General features: G+C 66.7%; 4 protein-coding genes. All 4 read left to right on the top strand.

From position 1 onward, the window contains the following. The first annotated feature begins 14 nt into the window (after positions 1-14). Entirely contained in the window at positions 15-4,418 is a 4,404-nt protein-coding gene (locus ACWF62_RS14280) for an AAA family ATPase (RefSeq protein WP_452630408.1), read from the top strand. A 63-nt stretch (positions 4,419-4,481) separates the two neighbouring features. Then, entirely contained in the window at positions 4,482-10,847 is a 6,366-nt protein-coding gene (locus ACWF62_RS14275) for a DEAD/DEAH box helicase (protein ID WP_452630450.1), read from the top strand. Continuing rightward, positions 10,848-13,097 (top strand): 3'-5' exonuclease, encoded by a 2,250-nt coding sequence (locus ACWF62_RS14270; RefSeq protein WP_452630407.1) that lies wholly within the window; start codon positions 10,848-10,850, stop codon positions 13,095-13,097. Positions 13,098-13,258: 161 nt separating this feature from the next. Next, positions 13,259-14,470, top strand: coding sequence for a DUF4357 domain-containing protein (locus ACWF62_RS14265; RefSeq protein WP_452630405.1), 1,212 nt, complete (start codon positions 13,259-13,261; stop codon positions 14,468-14,470). The last annotated feature ends 40 nt before the right edge of the window (positions 14,471-14,510 follow it).

Below are 14,510 nucleotides of genomic sequence, written 5' to 3'. Positions count from 1 at the left end.
GCAGGGGAACGGCGATGAGTTCGATGCCCGGAGGTGCTGCCGATAAATTCGGGAACAGATACGAGCACTGGTGGACCGCTTATAGGATCGCCGACATTCTTGAGGGTCGCGCCTCCCGAATTAGGTTTGAACCGCCCGGTTCCACGGGCGTTGGCATAGAGTTTGAGATAGAAGAAAACGGAACGATTTGGGCCGAGCAGGTGAAAGAAGCCTCATCGGGCGGGAATTGGACCGTGAATCGACTAAAGAATGAAAACGTCCTCGGTGCAGCGAAGATTCAAGTAGAGTCCGGACGCAACTTTCGACTTGTCGCGTCAACGGCAGCCCCCGACCTTGCCGATCTCTCTACAAGGGCACGCAGTACCGTAACGCTCGCTGAGTTCATCGAGTCTCTGAGCAAAGAGCTCGTCGTTCAGCTCGATAATGTTTGCGCAGCGTGGTCAACCACACGCGAACCCACGTGGGTGATACTAAAGAAAATCTACATCACTCATCACACTGTCGATTCACTTCAACAGCTCACTCGAAACCCATACAAGCTACTCCTCTCCAACGATCCCGATTCCACTATCGCAGAGTTGCGCAACTTCTGCGATGAAAAGATTCATCAGAGCGCAAATGCGGCAGCGATCTGGTCTTACTTGGAATCGAAGGGGTTCAAGCGGCGGCACCTCGTCGGCGACCAGGGAACTATCAGCTCTCTACGCGCCACCACCGATCGCCAGGAACGGCGTATCAATGGGCATGTAGCGAACGTCGGTCTAGTCCCACGGCACGACTCCCGGCAGGTGCTTGGGCTTTTGCAGGCACCAAACGCCAAGCAAGTACTGCTTCTCGACGGACCTGCTGGCCACGGCAAGTCAACGATCGCTACCGATGTCGCCAGGAATCTTGAGGGCCTTGGATGGTTCGTCGCTGTCGCCCGCATGGACAGTGTCACCGCGACGACGAATACGTCCGACAAACTAGGCGTCGCCATCGGTCTGGCGGAGTCACCGGCGGTAGTCCTCGCTGGAGTGGCCGCCGGATCACCGGCCGCGATCGTGATCGATCAACTCGACGCGGTCAGTACATACAGCGGCCGGATGGCCGACTCCTTCGATGCTATCGACGAGCTTCTGGACGAAGTGGCCAGCACCCCGAATGTGAAGGTGGTGCTGGTTGTTCGAACAGTCGACTTGGAATCGGACCCTCGACTGCGCCGACTTATCGCTAACCCATCATCGGTTGACCGCCACACCGTTAGACGGCTCGATATCTCCGATGTCAAGACGCTGCTCGAGTCTTCCGAGATAACCATCCCCACGTCTGCGTCAACACTTGAACTACTGCGAATCCCCCTCCACCTCGCTGTATTCTGCCGACTATCTGAAACTGCCCGCGAGCAAGAATACCGCACCCTGCAGAGCTTGTATGACCAGTACACGGATGAAGCAAGGCTACGAATCGAGAATCGAATCGGTCAGCTTGACTGGCTTGGAATCACCACCGCACTCGTTGGCTACATGAGCGAACATGAGGTTTTGACCGCGCCGGCCACGATTCTGGACAGTGCAACCCGTACAGAAGTACACGCACTCGAATCCGAAGAGATTGTCGGCCGGTACGGCGCAAAATTCTCCTTCTTCCATGAGTCCTATTTCGACTATCTCTTCGCTAGAACATTCATCGCTTCGGGCAATGACTTACACACATTCTTGGCGACGTCGGGCCAGTTCTTGTTTCGACGTGCCCAGACCCGTCAGGTCCTTGAGCACCTCGCAGCGACCGACAGGAACCGCTTCCGGGTCACCTTCTCCGAACTGCTCCGCTCAACGGATATTCGTGCTCACCTCAAGACCGTTGTCGTCACAGTTCTCACACAGCTCGACCCCGGCACCGAAGACTGGGCAGCAATCGACGATTTGGCCTGGAGCGGAACCCCCATAGGCCTGCGGCTCCTCTCGTTGTTGAGCATTCCCGGATGGTTCGATGCTGCAGATGATCATGGTCGGTGGGCTACTTGGCTCGGCGACTCCGATCGAGTGGATCTCGCGTTCCACCAGCTCGCGTTTGCCGCCCGTGAGCGCCCCGACCGGGCAGAGGCCCTTGTCAGGCCGTACCTGGGGACTTCCGAAGAGTGGCGTCTTCGGCTTCGGTTCATGATCGAGTGGTCGCTCAGCCCCGGCCTCACGGGACTTGCGATAGAACTCATTGATCGAGGTCTACTCGATGATGCACGCGGCCCGATCGCAACCAACAGTGATTTCTGGTCAATCGTTTTCGGACTGGAACGTGTAGACCCTCCATCAGCAGCACGCCTCATCGGCGCGTACCTGTGTCGGGGCCTCACCCGCGCCAAAGCCGATGGATTCTCTGACCCCTTCGCATCGGGGCACCTGCAGGTTCAATCACAAGGCAGTCAAGTCGTCATCGATACTGCCGAGGCAGCACCGTCAGAGTTCGTCGACAACATGCTTCCCTTCATCATTGATATTGCACTCGCTGAGGCGCGACCAAGACAACAATTGCTGCCCGCCGGCGTGCGGTGGTTTGTCCGATACCAGAACGCTCACCACGGCGTGGACTCCGCAGTATTTGCAGGAGTCGAACTCGCCCTTATGAAGGTCGCAGCTGAGCACCCAACCGCACTTGAGAAGCAGCTACGACAAATCCGGGATGCTGAAAGCGATGAGCTGCGATTCCTTGCATGCCGTGCACTAACCGCAGGTCAGTCGGCGGACACATCCATCGAATGGTTGCTTTCAGATCTTCGGAACCTCTCGATCGGATGGTCGGACAGTCCGCGATGGGCAAGTCGCGAGCTCCTCGAAGCCAGTTCGCCGAATTGCTCCAACGAGCTCTTCGAACAGCTGGAAGCGACTTTGCTGAGGCCGGTAGAGTCCACGGACTCCAGTCCGTGGACAGAGTTCGGTCAGTTCGAGTTGCTTTCCGCGATAGATCGAAGTCGAATGTCCGATGAGGCTCGTCGTCGTATATGCGAACTTCAACGACGATTTCCCGAATCGGCCCCACAGGCACCCCGTGGGATCATGGTGAGCCGCGTGGGCTCACCCATTGACGACGAGGCTTCAACAAAGATGAAGGATTCTGACTGGCTTCGCGCGCTATCGAAGCACTCCGGGGACAGGACAGACTGGAGCGGGCATGTTCCAGTTGGCGGCGCTGGAGAGCTTGCCCAAGTCGTAGGTCGCCGGGCAAACGAAGATCCTGACCGATTCGCACGTCTTGCATTGAGGATCGACATCAGCGTCCCTGCGACGGCAATCCAGAGCATCATTTCGAATGTGGCCGGAAAGGTTGATGTCGACCTCCTCACCGAGGTGTGTAGGCACGCAACTGATCTCTATGGGTCCGCGGTCGGGCGAACGGTTTGTAGCGCAATTCGGGATGCCACGAGCTTCAATGCTGACCTCACCGAACTCATCCGGGTCCACTCGCTCAGCCCGGACCCCGACCGCGAATTGGCCCGGACAGAGGCGAGCCCAGAGCAGTTCTACTACGGCGGTGACTTGTACTTCGCAGGCATCAACTCCACACGCGGTCAGGCAGCCCATGCAGCTGCGTCAACGCTCTTCGCTTCGGACGAGCACATGGCGGCCCTGCTGCCGGTCGTTGAGCGACTCGCGACTGACGCTGTCCTGGCGGTCCGCGTTTGCGCCGCTGAAGGTGTCATCGCGGTCATGAATCATGATTCAACCCAAGCGTTCTCGATTATCGAACGCCTGTTTGATGCGCCAATCGAGGTTCTCGACACCCGGCCAACCGAACGGCTACTTACCTACGCGGTGCTATGGGCACCCGAGCGATTTGGAATCGTACTTGCACTGGCGCTTGATGGCCCAGACGAAGTCGCGCAACGAGCCGGACATGTTTGGGCCGTGGCCGCACGCCATGATTCGATCCCCTCAGCTGTTCCAGGGTCGATCCATGACCTACCCATCCCAGCCAGATCTGGTGCCGCGGAGGTATTCGCGGCTGACCCGAGCGGCTCGATCGACGTCCTAATGGAGCTGTTTGAGGACGATGATGCAGGTGTGCGCTCGAGTGCAGCCGGGGTGTTGCGTGAGCTGAAGGCGCTCCCGCCGCACGAGATAGACAAACTCGTAGAGGCATTCGTCTCGAGTGCTGCGTTTGTCGAGCACGTTGACGACTTGGTCGGCGAATTGAGCAGAATGACGACCACCTTGCCATCCGAAACGATCACCGTGTGCGAACGTGCAGTGGCGATCGCGGGCGGCGATCTCGCGAACATCGGCTCTGCACGTGCACTCACCGGCCGACAGCTCGTCACGGTGGTGCTCCGTCTCTATCGCCAGGGGAACGAGGCCACCCGCGGCAGGTGCCTCGACCTTGTCGATCGCCTTTCCGAGCTGAACGCGTATGGCACCGCCGAAGCATTAGAGCAGGAGCGATGAGATTTCACTCTCCTGTCGTCGATCGACATGGCGCTAGAGACAGACGGAATGGCAGGTAGCGACATGGGACCACTCTTACCAACCCTCCAGGCTAACCACCTGCGTGACGGCCTAACTGACTACCTCGCAACGACATTCGCCCTGACTGACCCCGACGCCCAGGCTGCCCTGTCGGACTTCGTCGGCCACCCCGACACCGGCATGTTCAAGGGGCCCTACGTCCGTCTCCGTCTGCCGTTCGCGCCGGCCGGCGGCAACTGGGGGATGCACCTGGACTGGTGGCCAACAGGGTTCGTCCCCTACGGCCACCAGGCCACTGCATTCGAGCGCCTCTCCACCAAGTTCCACGACCGCCCGCAGCCGACTCTGGTGACCACCGGCACCGGCTCCGGTAAGACCGAGGCGTTCCTCTACCCGATCCTCGACCACGTCCTGCGCGCCAAAGCCGCCGGCGTCACCGGGATGAAGGCGCTCATCCTCTATCCGATGAACGCGCTCGCCAACGACCAGGCCGAGCGCCTCGCCCGCCTCATCACGCAGCATCCCGAACTGTCCGGCGTCACCGCCGGCCTCTACACCGGCGAGCAGTCCACCGGCGGACGCACCAAGGTCACCGAGGACGGCCTCGTCACCGACCGCTCCCTCATGCACTCCGCTCCCCCGGACATCCTGCTCACCAACTACAAGATGCTCGACCACCTGCTGCTGCATCCCGACCGCGCCGACATCTGGCGCCTCTCCGCCGACTCGCTGCAGTACGTCGTCCTCGACGAATTCCACACCTACGACGGCGCGCAGGGCACCGACGTCGCGATGCTGCTGCGCCGCCTCGGCCTCACCGTCAAGGCGCACTGGGCCGACTCCTCCCCCGCCACCGACGCGGATCGGGCCCGCCCGCTCGGCCGCATCACACCTGTCGCCACCTCCGCCACCCTCGGCTCCAAGGCCGAACCCACCGCGATGCTCGACTTCGCGCACACCGTCTTCGGCGAAAAAATCGACGCGGGCGCCGTCATCGGCGAGACCCGGCTCACCGCCGCCGACTGGCTCGCCGACCGCGACGCCGCCCTCGACCGGTTGTACCGGCCCGTCGCGCCCGCCGTCACCGACGCCGCGCAGCGCCTCGACGAGGTTGCGGCGCACTTGCCCGGCAACGCGGCGCTGACCGCGGCCGTGCTCGCCGAACTGTTCGAGCGGGCGGAGATGTTCGAACGCACCGAACTGTTCGCGGCCACCGACGACCTCGACACCGACCGCCGCCTCACCCCCACCGACCTGCGCCACCTCGACCCCGTCGAACAGCTGCACCTGCTCAAGGGGCACCCGCTGCTGGCCCGGCTCCTCGGCCGCGCCGTCGACGCGGTCTCCGTCGCCGACCTCGCCGACGCGCTCTTCGACGCCCCCGCCGCCGACCGCGACGCCCGCCGCGTCCACGCCGCGCGAGGGCGCTTCCTCGACCACCTGTTCGCGGCGCTCTCGCACCTACGTGCCGAGATCGGCCGCGCCGCCCTGAACGTCGATGTGCACCTGTGGATCCGGGAGCTGTCCCGCATCGACCGGGCCGTCGCCGCCGGCACCTCCTACCGCTGGTCCGACGACGGCGTCCACGAGGACGGCGACGTCCTGCACCTGCCGGCGCTGTACTGCCGGCACTGCGGCCGCTCCGGGTGGGGCGCCCGCCTCGCCCCCACCGGCGCCACCCTCGACGTCACCGACGAGTCCATCCGCGCCGACCACGCCTCCGGCGCCTCCCGGTTCCGGGCGCTGATCTCCGCGCCCGCCGAGGCCCTGCTGGCCGCCACCCGCCCCGACGCGGTGGAGGGGCTTCGCTGGTTCCGCATCGACGACCGCGAGATCGCCGACACCGCGCCCGATCCCGACGGCACCGACCAGTTGGAGGGCAAGGTGCTGCCCGTGCTGGTCCTCACCGGCGAGAACGTGGAGGAGGAGTCCAAGAACGACATGTGCCCGGCGTGCGGGGCCGCCGACGGCATCCGGTTCCTCGGCAGCGCCGTCGCCACCCAACTCTCGGTGACGCTGTCGAACCTGTTCGGCGACGCCCGACTCGACGCCGACGAGAAGAAGGCGTTGATGTTCACCGACAGCGTGCAGGACGCCGCGCACCGCGCCGGCTTCGTGCAGGCCCGCTCCCACACCCTCAGCCTGCGCTCCACCCTGCGCAGCGCCATCGGCAGTTCCGCGCTCACGCTGCCGGAGCTGTGTGAGGCCGTCGTCGCCCGCGCCGGCGACGACCCGGCCCGCCGCTACCACCTGCTCGCCCCCGACATCGTCGACCACGACGAGTTCACCCCGTTTTGGACGGCGGACGCATCCACGGCCGCCCGCAAGAAGGCGACCGCGAAGGTCCTGCGGCGCCTCCAGTTCGACATCGACCTGGAGTTCGGGTTGCAGTCCCGGCTCGGCCGCACCCTCGAACTCACCGGCAGCGCCGTCGCCGAGGTCGACCTCGGCGGACCGGAGCGTCCCGTCCGGCTCGGCCGCGCCGCCCTCAACGCCGCCGAACACCAGCTGTCCCTCACCCCACCGGACGCCGCGGCGATCACCCGCTGGGTCCGCGGCACCGTCGAACGGGTCCGCACCCGCGGCGCCATCGGCCACCCGTGGCTGCGCACCTACATCGAGAAGGACGCCAACCGGCGCTGGGTGTGGGGCGCCCGCCCCAAGGGCGAGGGCATGCCCGCCTTTCCGAAGGGCCGTCCCGCGCCCGCGTTCCCCGCCGTCGGATCACGTTCCGTCCCCGAGGGATTCGACGCGATCACCGCCCAGTCGTCGTGGTATGCCCGGTGGGCGTCGCAGTGCCTGAACGTCTCCCCCTTCGACGGCAGCTTCCTGGCCCGTTCCCTGTTCTCCGTCCTCGCCGAGCAGCGGGTACTCACCGCCGTCCTCACCGAGGCCGGGCTCACCGCCTACTCGCTGCCCGCCGCCGCGGTCACCGTCACCGCCCCCACCGACGAGGACCTCGCCGCGGGCAGGCACCTGCTGGTCTGCAGCATCTGCCAGACCCCCACCCCCGGCAGCGGCACCGTCGTCGACGAACTCGACGGCGCCCCCTGCCTTCTCGTCCGCTGCCCCGGCACCCTCGCCCGCGCCGCCAAGCCGCAGAACTTCTACCGTCGCCTCTATGACGGCGCCGAGATGAAGCGCGTCGTCGCCCGCGAACACACCTCCCTGCTGCCGACGGCGACCCGGCTCGGCTACGAGACCGCGTTCAAACGCGGCGGCGCCGACCCGCAAGCCCCCAACGTCCTTGTCGCCACCCCCACCCTGGAGATGGGCATCGACATCGGCGACCTGTCCACCGTGATACTCGGCTCGCTGCCGCGCACCGTCTCCTCCTACCTGCAGCGCGTCGGCCGCGCCGGGCGCCTCACCGGCAACTCGCTAGTGCTCGCGTTCGTCCGCGGCCGCGGCGAGCACCTGCCCAAGCTGTACGACCCGACGTCGGTGATCCAGGGCGACGTCCGCCCGCCCGCCACCTTCCTCACCGCCGAGGAGATCCTGCAGCGCCAGTACGTCGCGCACGTCATCGACCGGCTCGCCCGCGACCCGAACACCGTCGCGCCCCGCGGCGCCCGCGCGGTGCTCGGCAGCTTCGACGAGGGCTCCTGGATGGCCCGCGTCCTCACCGCGGTGGACGCCGACGCGGCCGCTCTCGTCGACGGCTTCCTCGCCCAGTTCGACGGCGTCCTCGACGAGCACTCCCGGGACTCGTTGCGCGCCTGGGCAACCCCCGGCGGCGACGAGCCGAGCGGCCTGGTAGCAGACCTGCGGGAGGCCGTGCACCGCTGGAACCGGGACCTCACCGAGCTCACCGCCCGCCGCGCCGCCGTCGACGCCGAGATGCCGGAGTTCGAACGCCGCGCGTCGTCGCCGGCCGCCACCGACGACGACCTGCGAGACCTGCGCGCCGCCAAGGGCTCGCTGCGGCTCCTCGGCGGGCAGATCCACGACCTCACCGACGACTACTGGATCAGCGTCCTCGAACGCTACGGCGTGCTGCCCAACTACACCCTCCTCGACGACTCGGTGACCCTCGACGTCGGCGTCACCTGGATCGACCCCGACACCCACCAGTACATGGGCGAGGCCACCAGCTACCAGCGCGGCTCCCGGGTCGCGCTCACCGAACTCGCGCCCGGCGCCACCTTCTACGCGCAGGGCCTCGCCGCCCGCATCGACGCCGTCGACCTCGGCGCCGGCGAGTCCAACATCCACACCTGGCGGCTGTGCCCGCAGTGCGGGTGGGCCGGCATCACCCTCAACGGGGAGGAGCCGCCGACGGTCACCGCGTGCCCACGCTGCGGGACCGGCGCCATCGCCGACGTCAGCCAGCAACTGCAGGTCGTCGAGATGGCGCGGGTGTCCGCGGAGGTCCGCCGCGACGAGGCGTCCATCACCGACTCCCGCGACGAACGGCACAAGGAGTCGTTCACCGTCGTCACCGCCGCCGACATCGACCCCGTCAACGTGGACCGGGCCTGGTTCGTCGGTGACCTCGAGTTCGGTGCGGAGTACCTGCGCCGCATGGACGTTCGCTGGCTGAACATGGGCCGACGCACCTCGCAGGGCGGTACCCGCACCATCGCCGGGCAGGAGACCACCACCGGCCTGTTCCGGGTGTGCTCCTCCTGCGGGCAGCTCGACAAGGCGGCCGGCCGCAACAGCCGGTACGAGCACCGCAGCTGGTGCCGACACCGCAACTCGACCACCGAGCACGTCCGGGAGATCGCCCTGGCCCGCACCCTGCGCACCCAGGGGGTGCTGCTGCACCTGCCGCGCGCGTTGGAGTACGACCTGTTCGCGCACCCCAGCCTGTCCGCGGCAATCCTGCTGGGCCTGCGGCAGGTGATCGGCGGCTCCCCCGAACACCTCGACGTCGCGACCATCACCGACGCCCTGCACGCCCCCAGCCAGCGGGCGCTGCTGATCCACGACACCGTCCCCGGCGGCACCGGCTACCTCGCCGAGTTCGCCGACCCGGGCAAGGTGTGGGCGGTGCTCGACGCCGCCCGCACCGTGGTGCGCGGCTGCGACTGCGCCGACCACGACCGGCTCGCCTGCCACAAGTGCCTGCTGCCGTTCGCGCCGCCGCACGAGCTCGACAGGGTGTCCCGCACGGTCGCCGCCCGGGTGCTCGACCAGCTGCTCGGGGTGGACGGCGACGCCGAACCGGACCGGGGCGTGTGGCTCGGCGCCGTCACCGAGGAGGCGCCCGCCGCACCCGTCGGCAGCGAGGAGTCGCCGCTGGAGAAGGAGTTCTACGTCGCCGTCGTGGAGCGGCTGCGCAGCATGGGCGCGACGGTGAAGCAGACCCCCGGTACCTACGGCCCGTCCGCGACGATCACGCTGCCCGGCAAGAAGATTCGCACCTGGAAGCTCACCCCGCAGGTGCACATGGCGAACTCGAAACCCGACTTCGAGCTGGCCACCAACGATTCGACGATCCCCCGGATCGCGATCTTCGCGGACGGCCGCCGGTTCCACGCGACTCCCGCCTGCAACCGGGTCGCCGACGACGCCGCCAAGCGGGCGGTCCTGCGCGAGAGCGGTCACCTGGTGTGGTCGTTCGGGCACGAGGACCTGCAACGGTTCATGGCGAACGAGACGGTGACGCCGCCCTGGCACACCGAACGGGCCGCGTCGCAGACGATGGGGGCCGGGAACCTGCGTCCGGCACTGGTCAAGCTGCTCACCGCGGACCCGATCACCCAGCTGCTGTCGTTCCTGGTGGACCCGGACCTCGAGGCGTGGGAGGCGGCCGCGCGGTGGCTGCCGATGATGTTCGTCCGCGGCGACAACCGGGCCAAGGGCAGCAGCGACGCGCTCGCCGCCGGCGCCCGCGCCCTGCTGGACGACCAGCCTGCGGCGTTCGGGGACGGCGCCGACATGTGCTGGTCGTACGCGGACGGCCCACTCGTCCTCACCGCCGCGATGCTCCCCGGCAGCCGCATCATCCACGCCGTCCTCGCCCTGGACGACCGGGACGAGGCACTCGAGATCCATGACGGACGGGCGTGGAAGGAGTGGCTGCGGCTGTCGAACTGGCTCGGGCTCAGCGACCGCCACCGCGTCACGACCCGCAGACAGCTTGAATCCGGTGGCGGCGCACCGACGGTCACCCCGACCGCCGAGCTCGCCCCGCACTGGCAGGCCGTGTACGACTCCACCGTCTCCGACGCCGAGAAGCAGATGGTGCTCGCGCTCGCCGCCGCCGACCTGCCCGTCCCCACCGTCGGCTACGAGACCGACGACGGCGAGGTGGTGGACTTCGCGTGGGGCGAGGTGCGGGTCGGCGTGCTGCTCGACGCGGACGACGACGCGGCCCATACGATGACCGAGGCCGGGTGGACGCTGTGCCCACCGGACGCCGAGATGATCGCGGCAGCGTTGACGAACGGAGTGGCGTAAGTGGCGAACCTGGTGATCGCGTCCAACACCAAGGCGATGCGCAAGCTCGACAAGGGCACCAAGGACAAGGTGTGGGCGTTCATCGAGAAGCTGTCCGCCGACCACACCGCACCCGGCCTGCACATCGAGCCGCTGCACGCCGCCGCCGACCCCCGCGTCCGCACCGGCCGGGTGGACCTGCATTTCCGGGCGATCCTGTTCAAGGTCGACGACAAGCTCGGCGACGACCCGACGTTCATCTACATGGGAACCTGGCCGCACGACGAGGCCAACAAGCTGGCGGAACGCTCACGGCTGCGGGTGAACCCGATCAACGGTGTCCTCGAAGGCATCATCGGGGACCTCGACGGCGAGGACGACCGCAAGAAGCGCACCGTCGTCCCCGACCCGCGCGGCGAGCTGGACCGCGCCCTCAAGGCACAGTCCACGTCGTACCTCGCGGAACGGTTCAGCCTCACCGACCTCACCGACCGGTTGGGCCTCGAGCCGGACGTCGCCGAACGCGCGTACGCCGCCACCGACGAGGACACCCTCCTGGACATCGCCGCGAACGCGGTCGGCTGGCAGGGCAGCGCCCTGCTCGACCTCGCGACGGGCCTGCACATCGACACGATCCGGGAGAAGCACGGCTTCACCGACAGCCCGGTCGACGACACCCTCGACGAGGACGAGCAGATCCTCGCCGCGCTGGAGCGGCCGGCGTCGAAGATGCAGTTCGCGTTCGTCGAGGACGACGAGGAGCTGCGCCGCGTCATCGAGGGCGGCGACTTCGCGGCGTGGCGGACGTTCCTGCACCCCGAGCAGCGGGCGTACGCGGAGAAGGACTTCAACGGCGCGTTCCGGCTCTCCGGCGGTGCAGGCACCGGCAAGACCGTTGTCGCGATCCACCGGGCCCGGCACCTCGCGAAGGCGAACCCCGACGCGCGGATCGTGCTGACCACCTACAACAAGACCCTCGCGATGGGCCTCGAGGCGGACCTGCGGGCGCTCGACCCGGACGTGCGGATCGCGGGCAAGCCCGGCGAGCCCGGCGTGTACGTCGCGGGCATCGACAAGCTCGGCAACGCCGTGCTGAACCTGGCCGCCGACGTCGCCGATGCGGCGGAGACGGTGCTCGGGTCCCGCAGCATCGAGGTCACGAACAATCGCACTGTGAGCGATCGGGTGTGGCGCGATGCGGCGCAGTCGGTGGACAGCGGCCTCGACGCCTGGCTCGCGACGCCAGGCTTCCTCGACAACGAGTACGTCGCGGTGATCCTCGCGAACAAGGTGACGACGCTCGAGCAGTACGCGAAGGTCGCCCGGCCCGGCCGCGGGGTGCGGCTGAGCCGCCCGCAGCGGATCGCGGTGTGGAAGCTGGTCGAGGCGTACCGGCGGCAGAGCCGGATGGACGGCAGCCTCAGCTTCGCGGAGGTCCTGGCGTTGGCGGCCGAGCACATGCGGCTGCGCGGCGAGTCCGGCGGCGGGCACGTCGCGGACCACGTCATCGTCGACGAGGCGCAGGACCTGCACGCCACCCACTGGGCGCTGCTGCGGGCCCTGGTTGCCGAGGGCCTGAACGATCTGTTCATCGCGGAGGATTCGCACCAGCGGATCTACGGGCAGCCGGTGGTGCTGTCCCGCTTCGGGATCAAGATCGTCGGCCGGTCGCGGCGGCTGACGCTGAACTACCGGACCACCGCGCAGAACCTGCACTTCGCGGTGAGCATCCTGTCCGGTGCCGAGTACAAGGACCTCGAGCAGGGCGAGGAGTCCACCGGCGGGTACCGGTCGGCCCGGCTCGGACCCGACCCCCGACTGCTCGAATGCGGTGACGCCGCAGACGAACTCGACAAGGTCGCACAGGAAGTCCGCGCCTGGCTCGACGCCGACGTCGACCCGTCCACCATCGCCGTGCTCACCCGCGGCCAGGCCGACCGCACCCAGTTCGTCCGGGCCCTCGGCGAACGCGGCATCGACGCGCGCGCACTCGACAGCAATCCCGCGACCGCCGGCCACGTCCAGGTGCTCACCATGCACCGGTCCAAGGGCATGGAGTTCTCCCGCGTCGTCCTCGCCGGCATCGACGACACCCATGTCCCGTCCGCCGCGACCCTGCGGACCGTGCCCGAGGAGGAACACGGCGAGGCGCTGCTGCGGGAGCGGTCGCTGCTGTACGTCGCGGCCAGCCGGGCGCGGGACGCGCTCGTGGTGACGTGGAGCGGGAAAAAGTCGGAACTGTTGGGTGGCACTGTATTGGAGAGCCGGTGAATCGCCGGAACCGCGGTCGGTCGATACACATCTACCTGACCGATGGGCATCCTGATGGGGTCCGAGTTGTCACACGCCCTGGATGGACCGGCTCATTAGTCGCGTTCTCCCGCGCAGACTACGCCGACGCTCGGAGTCGACCTGAACTCAACCTGACGGGCGTGTATGTCCTCATCGGCCCGTCCAGCGGCGGACCCCACAACGAAACGGCGTACATCGGCGAGGGTGATGTGGTCCTGACCAGGATCGATAGCCACCACAAGTCGAAGGATTTCTGGACACGGGGCTACGTCCTGACCAGTCAAAACGACTATCTCAACAAAGCACATGTGCGCTATCTGGAGTCACGCCTGATCGAGATCGCACACCGCACCGGAACGGTCGGCCTGGACAACGGAACCGCGCCCGAACCGGTTGGCCTCGGCGAGGCCGAGGAGTCCGACATGGAGGTGTTCCTCGACGAAGCACTTCCGCTCTTTCCGCTGCTCGGCGTCGTTGCATTCGACACTGGGCGGAGACTTACACCGATTGCAGCCCAGCCGATCTCCAAGGCGGAGCCTGATTCCTCACCGGCCGAGGCATCGGCGATACACGAGCACGACGTCGCCAGCCGACGATTCTTCCTCACTTCACGCGATGTTCAAGCTGAAGGGCAAGACGATTCACGCGGATTCATCGTTGCCGCGAACTCCCTCGCTCGACGCGCGACCGGCGAGATGACCAGTTACAGAAAGCTCCGCGAGCAGTTGACCGCCGACGGGATTCTCCGCGAGTGGTCCCCGACGCAGCTGATCCTGATGCAGGACTACGTGTTCGACAGCCCATCTGCTGCGGCCACAGTGTTGTGCGGATCCAGCCGGAACGGTCGCCTCGATTGGAGGACAGCGAGCGGCATCACGCTCAAGGCCCTGCAAGATCGGGAAGCGACATCCGAGGCCGGAGCGCGGAGACGTCCGGAGCACAGGACGCCCTCGTCAAGGTCCGCACCCCCGTCCCCAGCACCCGATCGCGTACAACCCAATGCCAGCGGACCGTCGCCTACTCGACTCGAGCGGCAACGAAGTCGAGTTGGGGCACAAGGCCGATCACGCTCAGTCAACTACGACGAGGACCTCGCACTCCTGCTCGATCTGGGGTACCTCAATCCCGGTGACACACTCAACTTCGAAGAGAGAAAGAAGGGGCTTCGTCATGTCGCAACGATCGAGCCCGACGGCGCGATACGCGTCGGGGCCGTACGATACGGGGCGCCCTCGACGGCACTCAGTGCCTGTGTGGGGTACTCGGTCAATGGCTGGACGACCTGGCGTCTCAGAGACGGCCGAAAGCTCGATGCGCTCCGCGATGAGGCTCGACGCGCTTCGAGAGCATGACGATCACTGCTCGACCATCCATCAGCGACATCCAAACCCA

The sequence above is a fragment of the Rhodococcus sp. NPDC054953 genome, assembly GCF_053609225.1.
The sequence above is the reverse complement of the archived record's forward strand: the minus strand, read 5'-3'. Positions and strand labels throughout refer to the sequence as shown.

Bases quoted from the DNA above. Each gene is read 5' to 3' on its own strand.
- ACWF62_RS14280 (WP_452630408.1), top strand. From the start codon at position 15: ATGAGTTCGATGCCCGGAGGTGCTGCCGATAAATTCGGGAACAGATAC.
- ACWF62_RS14275 (WP_452630450.1), top strand. From the start codon at position 4,482: ATGGGACCACTCTTACCAACCCTCCAGGCTAACCACCTGCGTGACGGC.